The organism is Paraburkholderia sp. Ac-20340 (assembly GCF_017104965.1).
In the GTDB taxonomy this organism is placed as follows: Bacteria; Pseudomonadota; Gammaproteobacteria; order Burkholderiales; family Burkholderiaceae; genus Paraburkholderia.
This window is the reverse complement of the sequence record NZ_JAAGPR010000041.1, coordinates 29,623-48,718: the sequence shown is the minus strand read 5'-3', so window position 1 is coordinate 48,718 and position 19,096 is coordinate 29,623. Positions and strand designations below refer to the sequence as shown.

Sequence of the window (19,096 nt, the reverse complement as noted above, 5' to 3'; positions counted from 1 at the left end):
CTGAAAAGTTAAAGGAAGAAACATGCCGCGTCGTCGCGAAGTCCCCAAGCGGGAAGTGTTGCCGGATCCGAAGTTCGGTAACGTTGATGTAGCCAAGTTCATGAACGTGCTGATGCTCTCCGGCAAGAAGTCGGTTGCCGAGCGTATCGTGTACGGCGCTTTCGAACAGATCCAGACCAAGGGTGGCAAGGACCCGCTGGAAGTGTTCACTGTCGCGCTCAACAACGTGAAGCCGGTGGTGGAAGTGAAGAGCCGCCGCGTTGGTGGTGCGAACTATCAGGTTCCGGTCGAAGTGCGCCCCTCGCGTCGTATGGCATTGGCGATGCGTTGGCTGCGTGAAGCCGCGAAGAAGCGCAGCGAGAAGTCGATGGCCCTGCGTCTGGCAGGTGAACTCTCCGAAGCGGCCGAAGGCCGTGGCGGCGCGATGAAGAAGCGCGACGAAGTTCACCGGATGGCAGAAGCGAACAAGGCGTTCTCGCACTTCCGCTTCTAAGAGAAACCCCTTCTGGGGTTGGCTCAAAAGACGGAAAAAATTCCGGGCGGGTGCGCTTATCAAGCGCCTCGCCCGTTTGTGTTCAGGCGCGTTGGGATCGACCCAGTCGGGTTCGACCCCGGCGCGCACCTCCCGATAGAGGATCAAAGTGGCTCGCAAGACTCCTATCGAGCGCTACCGTAACATCGGTATTAGCGCTCACATCGACGCCGGCAAGACGACGACGACCGAGCGCATTCTGTTTTACACCGGCGTGAACCACAAGATTGGTGAAGTTCACGACGGCGCCGCGACCATGGACTGGATGGAGCAGGAGCAGGAGCGTGGCATCACGATTACCTCCGCTGCTACGACCGCGTTCTGGAAGGGCATGGGCGGTAACTACCCTGAGCACCGCATCAACATCATCGACACCCCGGGCCACGTCGACTTCACGATTGAAGTTGAGCGCTCGATGCGCGTGCTCGACGGTGCATGCATGGTTTACTGCGCAGTGGGCGGCGTTCAGCCCCAGTCGGAAACCGTGTGGCGCCAGGCTAACAAGTACAAGGTTCCCCGTCTCGCGTTCGTCAACAAGATGGACCGTACGGGCGCAAACTTCTTCAAGGTCTACGACCAGCTGAAGACGCGTCTGAAGGCGAACCCGGTTCCGGTCGTTGTGCCTATCGGCGCAGAAGACACGTTCCAGGGCGTGGTCGACCTGATCAAGATGAAGGCGATCATTTGGGACGAAGCGTCGCAAGGCACGAAGTTCGACTACGTCGACATCCCCGCAGAACTCGTTGACTCGTGCAACGAATGGCGCGAAAAGATGATCGAGTCGGCTGCTGAAGCCAGCGAAGAGCTGATGGAAAAGTACCTCGGCGGCGAAGAGCTGTCCGAAGCGGAAGTCGTCAAGGCCATCCGCGACCGTACCATCGCTTGCGAAATCCAGCCGATGCTGTGCGGCACCGCGTTCAAGAACAAGGGCGTGCAGCGTATGCTCGACGCCGTGATCGACTTCCTGCCGTCGCCGGTGGACATTCCCCCGGTCACGGGCGAACTCGAAAACGGCGAGAAGGCAGAGCGCCGCGCAGCTGACGACGAAAAGTTCTCGGCACTCGCGTTCAAGATCATGACCGACCCGTTCGTCGGCCAGCTGATCTTCTTCCGCGCGTACTCGGGCGTCGTCAACTCGGGCGACACCGTGCTGAACTCGACCAAGGGCAAGAAGGAACGCCTCGGCCGTATTCTGCAGATGCACGCGAACAACCGTGAAGAAATCAAGGAAGTTCGTGCAGGCGACATCGCCGCAGCCGTTGGCCTGAAAGAAGCAACCACGGGCGACACGCTGTGCGACCCGCAAAACCCGATCATCCTGGAACGCATGATTTTCCCGGAGCCGGTGATTTCGCAGGCCGTCGAGCCGAAGACCAAGGCTGACCAGGAAAAGATGGGCCTCGCCCTGAACCGCCTGGCACAGGAAGACCCGTCGTTCCGCGTCCAGACGGACGAGGAATCGGGCCAGACCATCATTTCGGGTATGGGCGAGCTCCACCTCGAAATTCTGGTCGACCGTATGAAGCGTGAATTCAACGTGGAAGCGACCGTCGGCAAGCCGCAGGTTGCATACCGCGAAACGATCCGCTCCACGGCGAAGGACGTCGAAGGCAAGTTCGTCAAGCAGTCGGGCGGTCGCGGCCAGTTCGGTCACGCTGTCATCACGCTTGAGCCGAACGAGCAAGGCAAGGGCTACGAGTTCCTGGACGAGATCAAGGGTGGTGTGATCCCCCGCGAATTCATCCCGGCAGTGGACAAGGGTATCCAGGAAACGCTGAAGGCAGGCGTGCTGGCGGGCTTCCCGGTTGTCGACGTCAAGGTTCACCTGACGTTCGGTTCGTACCACGACGTTGACTCGAACGAAAATGCGTTCCGCATGGCCGGTTCGATGGCGTTCAAGGAAGCAATGCGCAAGGCGCAGCCGGTCATCCTCGAACCGATGATGGCCGTCGAAGTCGAAACGCCGGAAGACTACATGGGCAACGTGATGGGCGACCTGTCGGGCCGTCGCGGTATCGTCCAGGGCATGGAAGACATGGTTGGCGGCGGCAAGATCGTTCGCGCCGAAGTGCCGCTGTCGGAAATGTTCGGCTACTCGACGTCGCTGCGCTCGCTGTCGCAAGGCCGCGCAACGTACACGATGGAATTCAAGCACTACGCAGAAGCACCGCGTAACGTGGCCGACGCGATCATTAGCGCGAAGGCGAAGTAAGCATCGGCGCAAGGCGAGTCCGGCATGGGCTGGACTCGCCCCGCACTGTCACCGATTCACCACTTTTTTGAAAGAAGAGAAACATGGCAAAAGGTAAATTCGAACGGACCAAGCCGCACGTCAACGTCGGCACGATCGGTCACGTTGACCACGGCAAGACCACGCTGACGGCAGCAATCACGACGGTTCTGACGCAGAAGTTTGGCGGCGAAGCGAAGGCATACGACCAGATCGATGCAGCGCCGGAAGAAAAGGCACGTGGTATTACCATCAACACCGCACACGTCGAGTACGAAACGGCTAACCGCCACTACGCACACGTCGACTGCCCGGGCCACGCTGACTATGTGAAGAACATGATCACGGGCGCGGCACAGATGGACGGCGCGATCCTGGTTTGCTCGGCAGCTGACGGCCCGATGCCGCAGACGCGTGAGCACATCCTGCTGGCACGTCAGGTTGGCGTTCCGTACATCATCGTCTTCCTGAACAAGTGCGACATGGTCGACGACGCCGAGCTGCTCGAGCTGGTCGAAATGGAAGTGCGCGAGCTTCTCTCGAAGTACGACTTCCCGGGCGACGACACCCCGATCGTCAAGGGTTCGGCCAAGCTGGCGCTGGAAGGCGACAAGGGCGAACTGGGCGAAGTGGCGATCATGAGCCTGGCAGACGCACTCGACACGTACATCCCGACGCCGGAGCGCGCAGTTGACGGCGCCTTCCTGATGCCGGTTGAAGACGTGTTCTCGATCTCGGGTCGCGGCACGGTGGTGACGGGTCGCGTTGAGCGCGGCATCGTCAAGGTCGGCGAAGAAATCGAAATCGTCGGTATCAAGCCGACGGTGAAGACGACCTGCACGGGCGTGGAAATGTTCCGCAAGCTGCTCGACCAGGGTCAGGCAGGCGACAACGTCGGTATCCTGCTGCGCGGCACGAAGCGTGAAGACGTCGAGCGTGGCCAGGTTCTGGCCAAGCCGGGTTCGATCCAGCCGCACACGCACTTCACGGCTGAAGTGTACGTGCTGAGCAAGGACGAAGGCGGCCGTCACACGCCGTTCTTCAACAACTACCGTCCGCAGTTCTACTTCCGTACGACGGACGTGACGGGCTCGATCGAGCTGCCGAAGGACAAGGAAATGGTCATGCCGGGCGACAACGTGTCGATCACGGTGAAGCTGATCGCTCCGATCGCGATGGAAGAAGGTCTGCGCTTCGCAATCCGCGAAGGTGGCCGTACCGTCGGCGCTGGCGTCGTCGCGAAGATCATCGAGTAAATCGAGTAGAATACTCGGCTTGCTGTAGAAGTTGATGTACCCAGGGACCACCCCGCGGCGCCTTGCCGCGGGGTGGTCCTACGCTCTTTATATTGTCTGGCGGCGCAAGTCCGCCTCGCTCTTTTTAAGGAATCATCATGCAGAACCAAAAAATCCGTATCCGCCTGAAAGCTTTCGACTACCGCCTGATCGACCAGTCGGCTGCTGAAATCGTCGAAACGGCGAAGCGTACGGGCGCAATCGTTCGCGGTCCGGTGCCGCTGCCGACGCGTATCCAACGTTTCGACATCCTGCGTTCGCCGCACGTCAACAAGACGTCGCGCGACCAGCTCGAAATCCGCACCCACCTGCGCCTGATGGACATCGTCGACCCGACGGACAAGACCGTTGACGCGCTGATGAAGCTGGACCTCCCGGCTGGCGTGGACGTCGAAATCAAGCTGCAGTAAGAGTCTCCAGCGCGGCCAGGATAGCCTGATCGCGCTAAGTCTTTGATTGCTTGCGGAAAACGTGGGAGGACGTTATACTTGACGTCTTTTCGCGCATTCGCGCAAAAAATCGGTGTGTCTTTGCGGGCCTTTACCCCGGAAACATGCCGGTACTTTGTAAATTAGCCCCGACCAATCGCAGTCGGGAATGGAGAAAACGATGAGCCTTGGACTCGTAGGTCGCAAGGTTGGCATGACGCGTATCTTCACGGCTGACGGGGATTCGATTCCCGTGACCGTGCTGGACGTGTCCGACAACCGCGTGACGCAGATCAAGACTGTTGAAACCGACGGCTACACGGCCGTTCAGGTTGCGTTCGGTACGCGCCGCGCTTCGCGCGTGACGAAGCCGATCGCAGGTCATCTCGCCAAAGCCGGTGTTCAAGCCGGTGAAATCCTCAAGGAATTCCAGATCGATGCCGCCAAGGCAGCCGAGCTGTCGAATGGCGCCGTGATCGGTGTGGATCTCTTCTCGGAAGGCCAGAAGGTCGATGTGCAAGGCACCTCGATCGGTAAGGGCTACGCCGGTACCATCAAGCGTTACAACTTTGCTTCGGGTCGTGCTTCGCACGGTAACTCGCGCTCGCACAATGTGCCGGGCTCGATCGGTATGGCGCAGGATCCGGGTCGTGTTTTCCCGGGTAAGCGCATGACCGGTCACATGGGTGACGAAACCGTGACGGTGCAAAACCTCGAAATCGCCCGTATCGACGCAGAGCGCAAGCTGCTGCTGGTCAAGGGTGCTGTCCCCGGTGCTAAGGGTGGCAAGGTTTTCGTGACGCCGGCTGTCAAGGCACGCGTCAAGAAAGGAGCGCAATAATGGAACTGAAGCTCCTGAACGCTAATGGTCAGGATGGCGCAGCAGTTAACGCGTCGGACGTCGTGTTCGGCCGTGACTACAACGAAGCGCTGATTCACCAGATCGTTGTCGCCTATCAGGCGAACGCGCGCAGCGGTAACCGCGCGCAGAAGGACCGTGAGCAGGTCAAGCACACCACCAAGAAGCCGTGGCGTCAGAAGGGTACGGGCCGCGCTCGTGCCGGTATGTCGTCGAGCCCGTTGTGGCGTGGCGGTGGTCGCATCTTCCCGAATTCGCCGGAAGAAAACTTCGCTCACAAGGTCAACAAGAAGATGCATCGCGCAGGCCTCTGCTCGATCTTCTCGCAGCTGGCCCGTGAAGGCCGCATCTCGGTCGTCGAAGAGTTTTCGCTCGAAGCACCGAAGACGAAGCTGCTGGCCGAAAAGTTCAAGGCCATGGGTCTCGAATCCGTGCTGGTCATCACCGACACGGTCGACGAGAACCTGTTCCTGGCGTCGCGCAACCTGCCCCACGTGGCAGTCGTTGAGCCGCGCTTTGCCGACCCGCTCTCGCTGATCTACTTCAAGAAGATCCTGATCACGAAGGCTGCGGTTGCCCAGATCGAGGAGTTGCTGTCATGAGCGAGATTCGCAAGAACGATCATCGTTTGATGCAGGTCCTGCTCGCACCGGTGATCTCCGAAAAGGCGACCCTGGTGGCTGAGAAGAACGAGCAAGTCGTCTTCGAAGTCGCGCCGGACGCGAACAAGCAGGAAGTCAAGGCTGCTGTCGAGCTGATGTTCAAGGTCGAAGTCAAGTCGGTGAACATGCTTGTCCAGAAGGGCAAGGCCAAGCGTTTCGGCCGTTTCAACGGTAAGCGCAAGGACGTCAAGAAGGCGTATGTCTGCCTGAAGCCCGGCCAGGAAATCAACTTTGAAGCGGAGGCCAAGTAATCATGGCAATCGTTAAAGTTAAGCCGACTTCGCCGGGTCGCCGCGCGATGGTCAAGATCGTCAACAAGGACCTCCATAAGGGTGCGCCGTTCGCAGCGCTGCTCGAAAAGAAGTCCTCGAAGGCCGGTCGTAACAACAACGGTCGTATCACGACGCGTCACCAGGGTGGTGGTCACAAGCAGCACTACCGCGTGATCGATTTCCGTCGCAACAAGGACGGTATCGCAGCGAAGGTTGAGCGTCTTGAATACGATCCGAACCGTAGCGCGAACATCGCGCTGGTTCTGTACGCAGACGGCGAGCGCCGCTACATCATCGCGCCGAAGGGCGTGACGGTTGGCACGGCTCTCATGTCGGGTTCGGAAGCGCCGATCCGCGCAGGTAACACCCTGCCGATCCGCAACATTCCGGTCGGTACGACGATCCACTGCATCGAAATGCTGCCGGGCAAGGGCGCGCAGATCGCGCGTTCGGCTGGTACGTCGGCAATGCTGCTGGCACGCGAAGGCATCTACGCTCAGGTTCGCCTGCGCTCGGGTGAAATCCGCCGTGTGCACGTTGAATGCCGCGCAACGATCGGTGAAGTCGGCAACGAAGAGCACAGCCTCCGTCAAATCGGTAAGGCTGGCGCGAACCGCTGGCGCGGTATCCGCCCGACGGTCCGTGGCGTTGCAATGAACCCGGTCGACCACCCGCACGGTGGTGGTGAGGGCAAGACTGCTGCTGGTCGCGATCCGGTTAGCCCGTGGGGCACGCCGGCTAAGGGCTACCGCACCCGCAGCAACAAGCGCACGACGAGCATGATCGTCCAGCGCCGTCACAAGCGTTAAGGAGTAGGCAATGGCACGTTCTATTAAGAAAGGTCCGTTCTGCGACGCCCATTTGCTGAAGAAGGTTGAGGCGGCTGCAGCAACGCGCGACAAGAAACCGATCAAGACCTGGTCGCGTCGTTCGACGATCCTGCCGGATTTCATCGGCCTGACGATCGCCGTTCATAACGGCCGTCAACACGTTCCCGTGTATGTCACGGAAAACATGGTCGGCCACAAGCTTGGCGAGTTCGCACTGACCCGTACGTTCAAGGGTCACGCAGCCGACAAGAAGGCCAAGAAATAAGGGGCAATCAAGATGGAAGTGAAGGCAATTCATCGCGGTGCCCGCATCTCGGCGCAGAAGACGCGTCTTGTGGCTGACCAGATCCGCGGTCTGCCGGTCGACAAGGCACTGAACGTTCTGACGTTCTCGCCGAAGAAAGCGGCAGGCATCGTGAAAAAGGTTGTGCTGTCGGCAATCGCCAATGCAGAGCACAACGAAGGTGCTGACATCGACGAGCTCAAGATCAAGAGCATCTACGTCGATAAGGCTGCTTCGCTGAAGCGTTTTACCGCACGCGCTAAGGGTCGCGGTAACCGCATCGAGAAGCAATCGTGTCACATCACTGTGACGGTCGGGAATTAAGGAGCCATACGATGGGACAGAAAATTCATCCGACTGGCTTCCGTTTGGCCGTCAGCCGCAATTGGGCTTCGCGTTGGTACGCGAACAACAACAATTTCGCGGCGATGTTGAAGGAAGACATCGGTGTTCGTGAATACCTGAAGAAGAAGCTGAAGAACGCTTCGGTGGGCCGTGTTGTGATCGAGCGTCCGGCTAAGAACGCTCGTATCACGATTTACAGCTCGCGTCCGGGTGTGGTTATCGGCAAGAAGGGCGAGGACATCGAACTCCTCAAGGCCGAACTGCAAAAGCGCATGGGCGTGCCGGTTCACGTCAACATCGAAGAAATTCGCAAGCCGGAAACGGATGCGCAACTGATCGCCGACTCGATTACGCAACAGCTCGAGCGCCGCATCATGTTCCGTCGCGCAATGAAGCGCGCGATGCAGAACGCGATGCGTCTGGGTGCCCAAGGCATCAAGATCATGAGCGCCGGCCGTCTGAACGGTATCGAAATCGCACGTACCGAATGGTACCGCGAAGGTCGAGTGCCGCTTCACACGCTGCGTGCTGACATCGACTACGCAACCTCGGAAGCGAAGACGACGTACGGCATCATCGGCGTGAAGGTTTGGGTCTACAAGGGCGACACGCTCGGCCGTAACGACGCACCGGTGGTTGAAGAAGTCGCCGAAGAAAAGCGTCCGCGCCGCAACGCTCGTCCGGGTGGCGACCGTCGTGGCCGTGAAGGCGCGCCGGGTGCCCGTCGTGGCGCACCGCGTCGTGACGGCAAGACTGGAGAATAACGATGCTGCAACCGAAACGCAGGAAGTATCGCAAAGAGCAGAAGGGTCGTAACACCGGCGTCGCAACTCGCGGCAACGCAGTTTCGTTCGGTGAATTCGGTCTGAAGGCTATCGGTCGTGGTCGTCTGACCGCACGCCAGATTGAGTCGGCACGTCGTGCAATGACGCGTCACATCAAGCGTGGTGGCCGCATCTGGATCCGTATCTTCCCGGATAAGCCGATCTCGCAAAAGCCGGCGGAAGTACGTATGGGTAACGGTAAAGGTAACCCTGAGTACTACGTCGCTGAGATTCAGCCGGGCAAGATGCTGTATGAAATGGATGGTGTGTCCGAAGAACTGGCCCGTGAAGCCTTCCGTCTGGCTGCAGCCAAGCTGCCGCTGAAGACGGTCTTCATGGTTCGCCAGCTCGGCGCCTAAGGAGTGATTTGATGAAGGCATCTGAACTTCTTCAGAAAGACAAGGCCGCGCTCGATCAAGAGCTGTCGGACCTCTTGAAGGCGCAATTCGGCCTGCGCATGCAACTCGCGACCCAGCAGCTCACGAACACGAGCCAGCTGAAGAAGGTTCGTCGCGACATCGCACGTGTGCGGACCGTCCTGACTCAGAAGGCGAACCAGAAATGAACGAAAGCGTGAAAACCTCGCTTAAGCGGACGCTGGTCGGCAAAGTCGTCAGCAACAAGATGGACAAGACGGTCACCGTTCTGGTCGAGCGCCGCGTCAAGCACCCGATCTACGGCAAGTACGTCGTGCAGTCGAAGAAGTACCACGCTCACGACGAAGCGAACACGTACAACGAGGGTGACCTCGTTGAAATCCAGGAGACCCGTCCTCTCTCGAAGACGAAGGCCTGGACCGTGTCGAAGCTGATCGAAGCAGCACGCGTCATCTAAAAAATGACGCAAACCCCGGGGAGCCGAAGTTGGCACCATCCCCGGGGAGTAGAAGTTGTTGAAATCGCTAAAGATTTCGCTTGCGAGACCAAGATTATAGAGTTATAGTCTTGGTCTTCCCTCTTTATGGGCGCGTTGTTGGCAAAGCAACGGGCGGTGTAGTGAGGGAAGTGGTTCGGACGCCAGTCCGGATCTGCAAGATTCACCGGAATGCGATGGCCGGTTTCGTTTGCCGTCGCTGCTGTTCTTACCCAAGCAGCTGAGCGGTCGTTCTAGTGGCGGCGCGGCTGACGGGACCAAGACTGACCGGATGTGCCATGGTGGCGCAACCGGATTAAGTTGGGAAAGATAAACCATGATCCAGACCGAAACTCGGCTTGAAGTAGCCGACAACACGGGTGCGCGTGAAGTCATGTGCATCAAGGTGCTCGGCGGCTCGAAGCGTCGTTATGCCAGCATTGGCGACATCATCAAGGTGACCGTCAAAGAGGCAACGCCGCGTGGGCGCGTGAAAAAGGGCGAAATCTACAACGCTGTTGTGGTTCGCACCGCGAAGGGCGTGCGCCGTCAAGACGGCTCGCTGATCAAGTTCGATGGCAACGCCGCCGTGCTTTTGAATACCAAGCTTGAGCCGATCGGCACCCGTATCTTCGGGCCGGTTACGCGTGAGCTGCGTGGTGAACGATTCATGAAGATCGTTTCGCTTGCGCCGGAAGTGCTGTAAGGAGTCGCGATGAACAAGATTCGCAAGGGTGACGAAGTTATTGTCGTCACTGGCAAAGACAAGGGCAAGCGCGGCGTCGTAGTGGCGATTGGCGAAGAGCGCGTTACTGTCGAAGGCATCAACATTGCTAAAAAGCATGTTAAGCCGAACCCCATGAAGGGTACGACGGGTGGCGTGGAAGCCAAGGCTATGCCGCTGGCTATCTCGAACGTCGCATTGGTCGACGCGAACGGCAAGCCGTCGCGCGTGGGCATCAAGGTCGAAGGGGACAAGAAGGTTCGTTTCCTGAAGACGACCGGTGCTGTCCTGAGCGCCTGACGCTGCGGAGTAAAAAATGGCACGTTTGCAAGAATTTTACAAAGAGAAGGTCGTTCCTGGCCTGATCGAGAAGTTCGGTTACAAGTCGGTCATGGAAGTGCCGCGCCTCACCAAGATCACCCTGAACATGGGTGTTGGTGAAGCCGTCGCTGACAAGAAGGTCCTTGAGCACGCCGTTGGCGACCTCACGAAGATCGCCGGCCAGAAGCCTGTTATCACCAAGTCGCGTAAGGCAATCGCTGGTTTCAAGATCCGCGAAAGCTACCCGATTGGCACGATGGTTACCCTGCGTGGCAATGCCATGTACGAATTCCTGGACCGTTTCGTTACGGTTGCGCTGCCCCGCGTGCGCGACTTCCGTGGCGTGTCGGGCAAGGCATTCGACGGCCGTGGTAACTACAACATCGGTGTGAAAGAGCAGATCATTTTCCCCGAAATCGACTACGACAAGATCGACGCACTGCGTGGGCTGAACATCAGCATCACGACGACCGCGAAGACTGACGAAGAAGCAAAGGCACTGCTCGCCGGCTTCAAGTTCCCGTTCCGCAACTGAGGTTACCGTGGCTAAACTGGCACTGATCGAACGTGAAAAGAAGCGCGCTCGTCTGGCAGCGAAATTTGCACCGAAGCGTGCAGAGCTGAAGGCGATCATCGACGACCAAAGCAAGTCGGAAGAAGAGCGTTACGCAGCTCGCCTCGAACTGCAACAACTGCCCCGTAACTCGAACCCGACCCGCAAGCGTAACCGCTGCGCGATCACGGGTCGTCCGCGTGGCACGTTCCGCAAATTCGGTCTCGCACGTAACAAGATTCGTGAAATCGCGTTCCGTGGTGAGATCCCTGGCATCACCAAGGCGAGCTGGTAATAGGAGAAACATAAATGAGCATGAGTGATCCTATCGCCGATATGCTGACTCGCATCCGCAATGCGCAGATGGTCGAGAAGGTTTCGGTTGCTATGCCCTCGTCGAAAGTGAAGATTGCGATTGCGCAGGTTCTGAAGGACGAAGGTTATATCGACGACTTCGCGGTGAAAACCGAAGGTGCGAAGTCGGAATTGAACATCGCGTTGAAGTACTACGCTGGCCGTCCGGTTATCGAGCGCATTGAACGCGTTTCGAAGCCTGGTCTGCGCGTGTACCGCGGCCGCAACGACATCCCGTCGGTCATGAATGGCCTGGGTGTTGCGATCGTCTCGACGCCGAAGGGTGTGATGACGGACCGCAAGGCGCGCGCTACTGGCGTCGGCGGCGAAGTTATCTGCTACGTCGCTTAAGACCTAAGGAGAAGAAACATGTCTCGAGTAGGTAAGAGCCCGGTCGCGCTGCAAGGCGCAGAAGCGACGCTCAGCGACGAGAAGATTACCGTCAAGGGCGCGCTGGGTACGATTTCGCAAGCTGCGAACGGCCTCGTGAAAGTGGTCAACGACAACGGCGTGCTCAAGTTTGAGCCGGCGGACGACAGCCGCGAAGCGAATGCGATGTCTGGCACGATGCGCGCGATCGTCGCGAACATGGTGCATGGCGTGACGAAGGGTTTTGAGCGCAAGCTGACGCTGGTTGGCGTTGGTTACCGTGCTCAGGCACAAGGCGACAAGCTGAACCTGTCGCTGGGTTTCTCGCACCCGGTGGTGCACCAGATGCCGGAAGGCGTGAAGGCTGAAACCCCGTCGCAAACGGAAATCGTGATCAAGGGGATCGACAAGCAGAAAGTTGGCCAGACCGCAGCCGAAGTGCGCGGTTATCGCCCGCCGGAGCCCTACAAGGGCAAGGGTGTGCGTTACGCCAACGAGGTCGTGATCCTCAAAGAAACGAAGAAGAAGTAAGGGTGCGCAATCATGGATAAGACTCAAACTCGCCTGCGCCGCGCTCGTCAGACGCGTCTCAAGATCGCTGAGCTGCAGGTCGCGCGCCTGGCCGTGCATCGCACGAACACGCACATCTACGCGCAAGTGTTCTCGCCGTGCGGCACCAAGGTGCTCGCCAGCGCGTCGACGCTTGAAGCCGAAGTGCGTGCGCAACTGGCTGACCAGTCGGGCAAGGGCGGCAACGTCGCGGCAGCCTCGCTGATCGGCAAGCGTATTGCAGAAAAGGCTAAGGCCGCCGGCATCGAATCCGTCGCCTTTGACCGCTCGGGTTTCCGCTATCACGGCCGCGTCAAGGCGCTGGCTGATGCTGCGCGCGAAGCCGGGCTCAAGTTCTAAGGAAGGAATTCGTCATGGCAAAGATGCAAGCGAAAGTTCAGGCTGACGAACGCGACGACGGCCTTCGCGAAAAAATGATTTCGGTCAATCGCGTGACCAAGGTTGTGAAGGGCGGCCGTATTCTCGGTTTCGCCGCTCTGACCGTGGTTGGCGATGGTGATGGCCGCGTCGGTATGGGCAAGGGCAAGTCGAAAGAAGTGCCGGTTGCTGTCCAGAAGGCGATGGAACAAGCTCGTCGCAACATGTTCAAGGTGCCCCTGAAGAACGGCACCCTGCAACACGAAGTGCACGGCAAGCATGGCGCATCGGTCGTCCTCCTCGCTCCGGCGAAGGCAGGTACGGGCGTGATCGCCGGCGGCCCGATGCGCGCAGTGTTCGACGTGATGGGCGTGCAGAACGTCGTGGCAAAGAGCCACGGTTCGACGAACCCGTACAACCTCGTGCGTGCAACGCTGGACGGTCTGCGCAAGCAGTCGACGCCGGCTGACATCGCGGCGAAGCGCGGCAAGTCCGTCGAAGAAATTCTGGGCTAAGGTGGGCACCATGTCTGAAAAAACTGTCAAGGTTCAGCTCGTCAAGAGCCTGATTGGGACCCGCGAAACGCACCGTGCCACTGTGCGCGGTCTCGGCCTGCGCCGCCTGAACTCGGTTTCCGAGCTGCAGGACACGCCGGCTGTGCGCGGCATGATCAACAAGGTCTCGTACCTCGTTAAGGTCATCGGCTAAGCGGTCGACCAAAGACTCCAGGAGTTGAAAATGGAATTGAATAACCTGAAGCCGGCAGAAGGCGCGAAGCACGCTAAGCGTCGTGTCGGCCGCGGCATCGGCTCTGGCCTCGGCAAGACCGCAGGTCGTGGTCACAAGGGTCAGAAATCGCGTTCGGGCGGCTTTCATAAAGTCGGCTTCGAAGGCGGTCAGATGCCTCTGCAGCGTCGCCTGCCGAAGCGTGGCTTCACCTCGCTGACGAAGGAATTCGTCGGTGAAGTGCGCCTTGCTGACATCGAGAAGCTGCCGGTCGACGAAATCGATCTGTTGGCTCTCAAGCAGGCAGGTCTCGTTGGCGAAATGACCCGTTCCGCAAAGATCATCGCTACTGGCGAGATCAAGCGCAAGGTCGTGGTCAAGGGCCTGGGTGCGACGAAGAATGCGCGTGCTGCGATTGAAGCAGCAGGCGGTTCTTTTGCCGAGTGATTGTGAGTGGTGCGTGCGGGCTTGCCCGCCGTCACTAACATCTGCATCGGAGAAGGTACTTGGCTAACAGCCCGAGTCTCGCAAAAACCGGTCGCAGCGCTCCGAAGTTCGGCGACCTGCGCCGGCGTGCAATGTTCTTGCTGCTGGCGCTGGTCGTTTATCGTATCGGTGCGCACATTCCGGTGCCGGGCATCGACCCGGATCAACTGGCGAAGCTCTTCCAGAGCCAGTCAGGCGGCATCCTTGGCATGTTCAACATGTTCTCGGGCGGCGCACTGTCTCGCTTTACGATCTTCGCGCTGGGTGTGATGCCGTATATCTCGGCGTCGATCATCCTGCAGCTGATGGCGATCGTCTCGCCCCAGCTCGAGGCGCTGAAGAAGGAAGGGCAGGCTGGACAACGCAAGATTACGCAGTACACGCGGATCTTCACGGTAGTGCTGGCGACCTTTCAGGCCTTCGGCATTGCAGTCGCGCTGGAAAATCAGCCGGCACTCGTGATCGATCCGGGCATGGTGTTCCGTCTGACGACGGTCGTGACGCTGGTGACGGGCACGATGTTCCTGATGTGGCTTGGTGAGCAGATCACGGAACGCGGGCTTGGCAACGGTATCTCGATCATCATCTTCGGCGGTATCGCAGCGGGTTTCCCGAACGCGATTGGCGGTCTCTTCTCGCTGGTGCAAACCGGCTCGATGGGCCCCGTCTCGGCGATCATCATCGTGGCGCTGATTGCAGCCGTGACGTACCTGGTGGTGTTCATCGAACGCGGCCAGCGCAAGATCCTCGTGAACTATGCGAAGCGTCAGGTTGGCAACAAGATCTACGGTGGGCAGTCGTCGCACCTGCCGCTCAAGCTGAACATGTCGGGCGTGATTCCGCCGATCTTTGCATCGTCGATCATCTTGTTCCCGGCAACCATCCTGAACTGGTTCAGTTCGGGTTCGCGAGACAGCTGGTTCGCGAACACGCTGCACAACGTGGCCGAAGCCCTCAAGCCTGGCCAGCCCGTGTACGTGTTGCTGTATGCGTTGGCGATCGTCTTCTTCTGCTTCTTCTACACCGCTCTGGTGTTCAACAGCAGGGAAACGGCCGACAACCTGAAGAAAAGTGGCGCGTTCGTTCCTGGCATCCGTCCGGGCGATCAGACGGCACGTTATATCGACCGCATCCTCACGCGTCTGACGCTGGCCGGTGCGATCTATATCGTGTTTGTCTGTCTACTGCCTGAGTTTCTGGTGCTGCGCTGGAATGTGCCGTTTTATTTTGGTGGAACGTCGCTGCTGATCATTGTCGTCGTCACAATGGACTTCATGGCGCAGGTGCAGTCGTACGTCATGTCGCAACAATATGAATCGCTGCTCAAGAAGGCCAACTTCAAGGGTGGCGGAGTCCCGATGCGTTAAGGACCTATGGCCAAAGACGATGTAATCCAGATGCAGGGTGAGGTGATCGAAAACCTCCCCAACGCTACCTTTCGGGTGAAGCTGGAAAACGGCCATGTCGTTCTAGGGCATATTTCCGGAAAAATGAGGATGCACTACATCCGCATTCTTCCGGGCGACAAGGTGACGGTTGAATTGACGCCTTACGATCTGTCGCGTGCGCGGATCGTGTTCCGGGCGAAGTGATTTAGAAAAAGGGTAATATCATGAAAGTGATGGCATCGGTAAAGCGCATGTGCCGTAACTGCAAGATCATCAAGCGTAACGGCGTCGTTCGCGTGATCTGCAGCACGGAGCCGCGCCACAAGCAGCGTCAAGGCTGAGTGATTTAAGCGCACTTTTGCCTGCGCTTTTTGTTTGAGGAAAAACAATGGCTCGTATTGCAGGGGTTAACATCCCGAACCACCAGCACACTGAAATCGGCCTGACGGCAATTTTCGGTGTCGGTCGCACGCGTTCGCGCAACATCTGCGTTGCCGCGGGTGTGCCGTTTAACAAGAAGGTCAAGGACCTGAACGACGCGGATCTGGAAAAGCTGCGCGAGGAAGTGGGCAAGTTTGTTGTCGAAGGCGATCTGCGCCGTGAAACGACGATGAACATCAAGCGCCTGATGGACCTCGGCTGCTACCGCGGCGTGCGCCATCGCAAGGGCCTGCCCCTGCGTGGCCAGCGTACGCGCACCAACGCACGTACGCGCAAGGGTCCGCGCCGCGCAGCACAGTCGCTGAAGAAGTAAGCGGTTCTGACAGTTACAGGAAAACGTAATGGCTAAGGCTTCGAACAACTCCGCGGCGCAACGCGTTCGCAAGAAGGTTAAGAAGAACGTCGCCGAGGGCGTAGTTCACGTTCACGCGTCGTTCAACAACACGATCATCACGATCACCGATCGTCAAGGCAATGCTCTTGCCTGGGCAACGTCGGGTGGCCAGGGCTTCAAGGGTTCGCGTAAGTCGACCCCGTTTGCAGCTCAGGTCGCAGCGGAGTCGGCTGGCCGTGTTGCAATGGAATACGGCGTCAAGAACCTCGAAGTGCGTATCAAGGGCCCCGGCCCGGGTCGCGAATCGGCGGTGCGCGCGCTGCATGGTCTTGGCATCAAGATCACCGCGATCTCCGACGTTACGCCGGTCCCGCACAACGGCTGCCGTCCGCCGAAGCGCCGTCGTATCTAAGGCGTCGCATAAGCCGACTGCCTGAGCCGCCGGTAACGGCGTCCCAGGCTCTCGGCGTTATTGAATTGACTAAGCCCACCGTTCGGTCCAAAGGGCCGGACTAGCGCGAGCCGCGGGGTCTCCCCGTTCCAAGGCTTTGCGTGATCAATTATCGAAGGAAAGCAACGTGGCACGTTATATCGGCCCGAAGGCCAAGCTGTCCCGCCGTGAAGGCACCGACCTCTTCCTGAAGAGCGCACGCCGCTCGCTCGCTGACAAGTGCAAGCTCGACAGCAAGCCGGGTCAGCATGGCCGCACCTCGGGCGCCCGCACGTCCGACTACGGCACGCAGCTTCGCGAAAAGCAAAAAGTGAAGCGTATCTACGGTGTCCTCGAGCGCCAGTTCCGCCGCTACTTCGCGGAAGCTGACCGTATCAAGGGCAACACCGGCGAAAACCTGCTGCAACTGCTCGAATCGCGTCTCGACAACGTCGTGTACCGCATGGGCTTCGCATCGACCCGCGCTGAAGCGCGTCAGCTCGTGAGCCACAAGGCTCTCACGCTGAACGGCGTCGTCGCGAACATCCCGTCGATGCAAGTGAAGGCAGGCGACGTCGTTGCTATTCGCGAAAAGGCGAAGAAGCAAGTGCGTATCGTCGAAGCGCTCTCGCTGGCTGAGCAAGGTGGCATGCCGGGTTGGGTTGCGGTCGACGCGAAGAAGTTCGAAGGTACGTTCAAGAGCGTGCCGGAGCGCAGCGACATCGCTGGCGACATCAACGAAAGCCTGATCGTCGAATTGTATTCGCGTTAATCGGATTGACGGCCGGGGTAGCCTCTGTGCTTCGCGCAGGAGGTGGCCTCGGCTGTTTTTTTCAGGTTGTGGCCATCTCAGCCTTATCGGTGTAACGAGCCGAGGGTATTGAAAAGGAAAACCTATGCAAACCAGTTTGTTGAAACCCAAGATCATCGCTGTGGAATCGCTCGGCGACAACCACGCGAAAGTGGTCATGGAGCCGTTCGAACGCGGTTATGGCCATACCTTGGGTAACGCGCTTCGGCGCGTTCTGCTGTCGTCGATGATCGGCTATGCGCCGACCGAAGTGACGATCGCAGGCGTCGTGCACGAGTACTCGACGCTCGATGGTGTGCAAGAGGATGTGGTCAACCTGCTGTTGAACCTGAAGGGCGTGGTCTTCAAGCTGCATAACCGTGACGAAGTGACGGTTACGCTGCGCAAGGAAGGCGAAGGCGTTGTCACCGCTGGCGACATCGAACTCTCGCACGACTGCGAAGTCATCAACCCGGAACACGTCGTTGCGCATCTGACGAAGGGCGGCAAGCTCGACGTCCAGATCAAGATCGAGAAGGGCCGCGGCTACGTGCCGGGCAACGTGCGCCGTTACGGCGACGAATCGGCCAAGATCATCGGCCGTATCGTCCTGGACGCGTCGTTCTCGCCGGTTCGCCGTGTGAGCTACGCCGTGGAAAGTGCGCGTGTCGAACAGCGTACCGACCTCGACAAGCTCGTGATGAACATCGAAACCAACGGCGTGATCTCGCCTGAGGAAGCGATTCGCCAGTCGGCGCGCATCCTCGTGGATCAGCTGTCGGTGTTCGCTGCACTGGAAGGCACCGAAACGGCAGCGGAAGCGCCGTCGCGTGCGCCGCAGATCGATCCGATCCTGCTGCGTCCGGTGGACGATCTCGAACTCACGGTTCGCTCGGCGAACTGCCTGAAGGCCGAGAACATCTACTACATCGGCGACCTGATCCAGCGTACCGAGAACGAGCTGCTCAAGACCCCGAATCTGGGTCGCAAGTCGCTCAACGAGATCAAGGAAGTGCTTGCTTCCCGCGGTCTCACGCTCGGCATGAAGCTCGAAAACTGGCCGCCGGCTGGTCTCGACAAGTAAGTAATGTGGCAGCGACGCGGATTTTCCTTTAGAATCCGCGTCTTGCCTTTTTCTGTACCGGCCCGTGCCTTGGTCGGGGTTGCGAAACCCGCGAGGCGATAGAAGAGCTGGACTAAAACTTTGTTTCAAGGAAATTGAAATGCGTCACCGTCATGGTCTGCGGAAACTGAACCGCACGAGCAGCCACCGTCTGGCAATGCTCCGTAACATGTCCAACTCGCTGATCGAGCACGAAGTCATCAAGACGACGCTGCCGAAGGCGAAGGAACTGCGTAAGGTTGTCGAGCCCCTCATCACGCTCGGCAAGAAGCCCTCGCTGGCAAACCGTCGTCTGGCGTTCAACCGCCTGCGCGATCGTGACTCGGTCACGAAGCTGTTCGAAGTTCTGGGTCCGCGTTTCGCGAACCGTCCGGGCGGCTACCTGCGTATCCTGAAGTTCGGTTTCCGTGTTGGCGACAACGCACCGATGGCACTGGTCGAACTGCTCGACCGTCCGGAAGTCACGGAAGAGAACGTCCAGGAAGCGGAATAAGCTTCTAGTCGCTTGATCCCCGGATCAAGCGGCGCGCGAAAAAGCCAGGCCTAGCCTGGCTTTTTTGTTTTTGGCGTCCCCGGCTGCGATGCGCGCAGCCAAATGCCGTCGAGCTTGATCTACCGCCACCTTCGGGTTGAGTCGTCAACTTATAGTAAGGGTCTGAGCGGGCGTCGCCGGCAATGGGGGAGACATGTCTTATTATTCGGGAATTATTTTAGGATT

Annotated in this window: 32 protein-coding genes; all 32 read left to right on the top strand. The window is 58.9% G+C overall.

The features are described from left to right. The first annotated feature begins 22 nt into the window (after positions 1-22). The 32 genes from rpsG to rplQ all read left to right on the top strand — a co-directional run bounded on the left by rpsG (position 23) and on the right by rplQ (position 18,871). A complete protein-coding gene (gene rpsG / locus G3N59_RS32665; RefSeq protein WP_006053291.1) occupies positions 23-493 on the top strand; it encodes a 30S ribosomal protein S7 in 471 nt (156 codons plus the stop codon). 148 nt (positions 494-641) lie between these two features. After that, positions 642-2,744, top strand: a complete 2,103-nt coding sequence (fusA, locus tag G3N59_RS32660; RefSeq protein WP_167065681.1) for an elongation factor G — start codon at positions 642-644, stop codon at positions 2,742-2,744. Positions 2,745-2,827: 83 nt separating this feature from the next. Further along, positions 2,828-4,018 carry an elongation factor Tu gene (gene tuf / locus G3N59_RS32655; RefSeq protein WP_205986964.1) on the top strand — a complete coding sequence of 397 codons (1,191 nt, stop codon included), beginning with the start codon at positions 2,828-2,830 and terminating at the stop codon, positions 4,016-4,018. 137 nt (positions 4,019-4,155) lie between these two features. Continuing rightward, positions 4,156-4,467, top strand: a complete 312-nt coding sequence (gene rpsJ / locus G3N59_RS32650; RefSeq protein ID WP_027819357.1) for a 30S ribosomal protein S10 — start codon at positions 4,156-4,158, stop codon at positions 4,465-4,467. Positions 4,468-4,666: 199 nt separating this feature from the next. Beyond that, positions 4,667-5,326 (top strand): 50S ribosomal protein L3, encoded by a 660-nt coding sequence (gene rplC / locus G3N59_RS32645; RefSeq protein ID WP_167065684.1) that lies wholly within the window; start codon positions 4,667-4,669, stop codon positions 5,324-5,326. Further along, positions 5,326-5,946, top strand: coding sequence for a 50S ribosomal protein L4 (gene rplD, locus G3N59_RS32640; protein WP_027819355.1), 621 nt, complete (start codon positions 5,326-5,328; stop codon positions 5,944-5,946). The genes rplC and rplD overlap by 1 nt, the downstream gene beginning before the upstream one ends. Further along, positions 5,943-6,257, top strand: a complete 315-nt coding sequence (rplW, locus tag G3N59_RS32635; RefSeq protein WP_167065687.1) for a 50S ribosomal protein L23 — start codon at positions 5,943-5,945, stop codon at positions 6,255-6,257. Before rplD ends, rplW begins: the two co-directional genes overlap by 4 nt. 2 nt (positions 6,258-6,259) lie before the next feature. Beyond that, a complete protein-coding gene (gene rplB, locus G3N59_RS32630; protein WP_205986963.1) occupies positions 6,260-7,087 on the top strand; it encodes a 50S ribosomal protein L2 in 828 nt (275 codons plus the stop codon). A 10-nt stretch (positions 7,088-7,097) separates the two neighbouring features. Further along, a complete protein-coding gene (gene rpsS / locus G3N59_RS32625; protein WP_027797286.1) occupies positions 7,098-7,373 on the top strand; it encodes a 30S ribosomal protein S19 in 276 nt (91 codons plus the stop codon). 12 nt (positions 7,374-7,385) lie between these two features. Further along, complete coding sequence (gene rplV / locus G3N59_RS32620; RefSeq protein WP_004199272.1) at positions 7,386-7,715, top strand: 50S ribosomal protein L22; 330 nt, start codon at positions 7,386-7,388, stop codon at positions 7,713-7,715. An 11-nt stretch (positions 7,716-7,726) separates the two neighbouring features. Next, the gene (gene rpsC, locus G3N59_RS32615; protein ID WP_205986962.1) at positions 7,727-8,500 is read left to right on the top strand and encodes a 30S ribosomal protein S3; all 774 of its coding nucleotides are present in this window, start codon (positions 7,727-7,729) and stop codon (positions 8,498-8,500) included. A 2-nt stretch (positions 8,501-8,502) separates the two neighbouring features. Further along, on the top strand, positions 8,503-8,919 hold the full coding sequence (rplP, locus tag G3N59_RS32610) for a 50S ribosomal protein L16 (RefSeq protein WP_205986961.1): 417 nt from the start codon (positions 8,503-8,505) through the stop codon (positions 8,917-8,919). Positions 8,920-8,930: 11 nt separating this feature from the next. Beyond that, positions 8,931-9,125, top strand: a complete 195-nt coding sequence (gene rpmC, locus G3N59_RS32605; RefSeq protein WP_027819350.1) for a 50S ribosomal protein L29 — start codon at positions 8,931-8,933, stop codon at positions 9,123-9,125. Next, positions 9,122-9,394 carry a 30S ribosomal protein S17 gene (gene rpsQ, locus G3N59_RS32600; RefSeq protein ID WP_028206516.1) on the top strand — a complete coding sequence of 91 codons (273 nt, stop codon included), beginning with the start codon at positions 9,122-9,124 and terminating at the stop codon, positions 9,392-9,394. Before rpmC ends, rpsQ begins: the two co-directional genes overlap by 4 nt. 355 nt (positions 9,395-9,749) lie before the next feature. Further along, positions 9,750-10,118, top strand: coding sequence for a 50S ribosomal protein L14 (gene rplN / locus G3N59_RS32595; RefSeq protein ID WP_205986960.1), 369 nt, complete (start codon positions 9,750-9,752; stop codon positions 10,116-10,118). 9 nt (positions 10,119-10,127) lie between these two features. Further along, on the top strand, positions 10,128-10,436 hold the full coding sequence (rplX, locus tag G3N59_RS32590) for a 50S ribosomal protein L24 (RefSeq protein ID WP_027819348.1): 309 nt from the start codon (positions 10,128-10,130) through the stop codon (positions 10,434-10,436). A gap of 16 nt (positions 10,437-10,452) precedes the next feature. Then, the gene (rplE, locus tag G3N59_RS32585) at positions 10,453-10,992 is read left to right on the top strand and encodes a 50S ribosomal protein L5 (RefSeq protein ID WP_028206519.1); all 540 of its coding nucleotides are present in this window, start codon (positions 10,453-10,455) and stop codon (positions 10,990-10,992) included. A 7-nt stretch (positions 10,993-10,999) separates the two neighbouring features. Further along, positions 11,000-11,305 carry a 30S ribosomal protein S14 gene (gene rpsN / locus G3N59_RS32580; protein WP_027819346.1) on the top strand — a complete coding sequence of 102 codons (306 nt, stop codon included), beginning with the start codon at positions 11,000-11,002 and terminating at the stop codon, positions 11,303-11,305. A gap of 14 nt (positions 11,306-11,319) precedes the next feature. Continuing rightward, positions 11,320-11,715 (top strand): 30S ribosomal protein S8, encoded by a 396-nt coding sequence (gene rpsH / locus G3N59_RS32575; protein WP_205986959.1) that lies wholly within the window; start codon positions 11,320-11,322, stop codon positions 11,713-11,715. A gap of 18 nt (positions 11,716-11,733) precedes the next feature. Further along, positions 11,734-12,264, top strand: coding sequence for a 50S ribosomal protein L6 (rplF, locus tag G3N59_RS32570; protein WP_205986958.1), 531 nt, complete (start codon positions 11,734-11,736; stop codon positions 12,262-12,264). Between the two features lie 12 nt (positions 12,265-12,276). Then, entirely contained in the window at positions 12,277-12,642 is a 366-nt protein-coding gene (gene rplR / locus G3N59_RS32565) for a 50S ribosomal protein L18 (RefSeq protein ID WP_205986957.1), read from the top strand. A gap of 14 nt (positions 12,643-12,656) precedes the next feature. Continuing rightward, positions 12,657-13,175: a 30S ribosomal protein S5 gene (rpsE, locus tag G3N59_RS32560; RefSeq protein ID WP_027819342.1), complete on the top strand. Its 519-nt coding sequence runs from the start codon at positions 12,657-12,659 to the stop codon at positions 13,173-13,175. Between the two features lie 10 nt (positions 13,176-13,185). Then, positions 13,186-13,368 (top strand): 50S ribosomal protein L30, encoded by a 183-nt coding sequence (gene rpmD / locus G3N59_RS32555; RefSeq protein WP_010106952.1) that lies wholly within the window; start codon positions 13,186-13,188, stop codon positions 13,366-13,368. Between the two features lie 30 nt (positions 13,369-13,398). Next, a complete protein-coding gene (gene rplO / locus G3N59_RS32550; protein WP_028222618.1) occupies positions 13,399-13,833 on the top strand; it encodes a 50S ribosomal protein L15 in 435 nt (144 codons plus the stop codon). A gap of 59 nt (positions 13,834-13,892) precedes the next feature. Continuing rightward, the gene (gene secY, locus G3N59_RS32545) at positions 13,893-15,239 is read left to right on the top strand and encodes a preprotein translocase subunit SecY (protein WP_205986956.1); all 1,347 of its coding nucleotides are present in this window, start codon (positions 13,893-13,895) and stop codon (positions 15,237-15,239) included. Between the two features lie 6 nt (positions 15,240-15,245). Further along, complete coding sequence (gene infA / locus G3N59_RS32540) at positions 15,246-15,464, top strand: translation initiation factor IF-1 (protein WP_004521905.1); 219 nt, start codon at positions 15,246-15,248, stop codon at positions 15,462-15,464. A gap of 20 nt (positions 15,465-15,484) precedes the next feature. After that, positions 15,485-15,601 (top strand): 50S ribosomal protein L36, encoded by a 117-nt coding sequence (rpmJ, locus tag G3N59_RS32535; RefSeq protein ID WP_205986955.1) that lies wholly within the window; start codon positions 15,485-15,487, stop codon positions 15,599-15,601. Positions 15,602-15,648: 47 nt separating this feature from the next. Next, positions 15,649-16,014: a 30S ribosomal protein S13 gene (gene rpsM, locus G3N59_RS32530; protein ID WP_103706958.1), complete on the top strand. Its 366-nt coding sequence runs from the start codon at positions 15,649-15,651 to the stop codon at positions 16,012-16,014. 28 nt (positions 16,015-16,042) lie between these two features. Continuing rightward, on the top strand, positions 16,043-16,447 hold the full coding sequence (gene rpsK / locus G3N59_RS32525; RefSeq protein WP_006052224.1) for a 30S ribosomal protein S11: 405 nt from the start codon (positions 16,043-16,045) through the stop codon (positions 16,445-16,447). Positions 16,448-16,613: 166 nt separating this feature from the next. After that, positions 16,614-17,237 carry a 30S ribosomal protein S4 gene (gene rpsD, locus G3N59_RS32520; RefSeq protein WP_205986954.1) on the top strand — a complete coding sequence of 208 codons (624 nt, stop codon included), beginning with the start codon at positions 16,614-16,616 and terminating at the stop codon, positions 17,235-17,237. Between the two features lie 124 nt (positions 17,238-17,361). Then, complete coding sequence (gene rpoA / locus G3N59_RS32515) at positions 17,362-18,339, top strand: DNA-directed RNA polymerase subunit alpha (RefSeq protein WP_158951561.1); 978 nt, start codon at positions 17,362-17,364, stop codon at positions 18,337-18,339. A gap of 139 nt (positions 18,340-18,478) precedes the next feature. Then, the gene (gene rplQ, locus G3N59_RS32510) at positions 18,479-18,871 is read left to right on the top strand and encodes a 50S ribosomal protein L17 (protein ID WP_167065719.1); all 393 of its coding nucleotides are present in this window, start codon (positions 18,479-18,481) and stop codon (positions 18,869-18,871) included. The last annotated feature ends 225 nt before the right edge of the window (positions 18,872-19,096 follow it).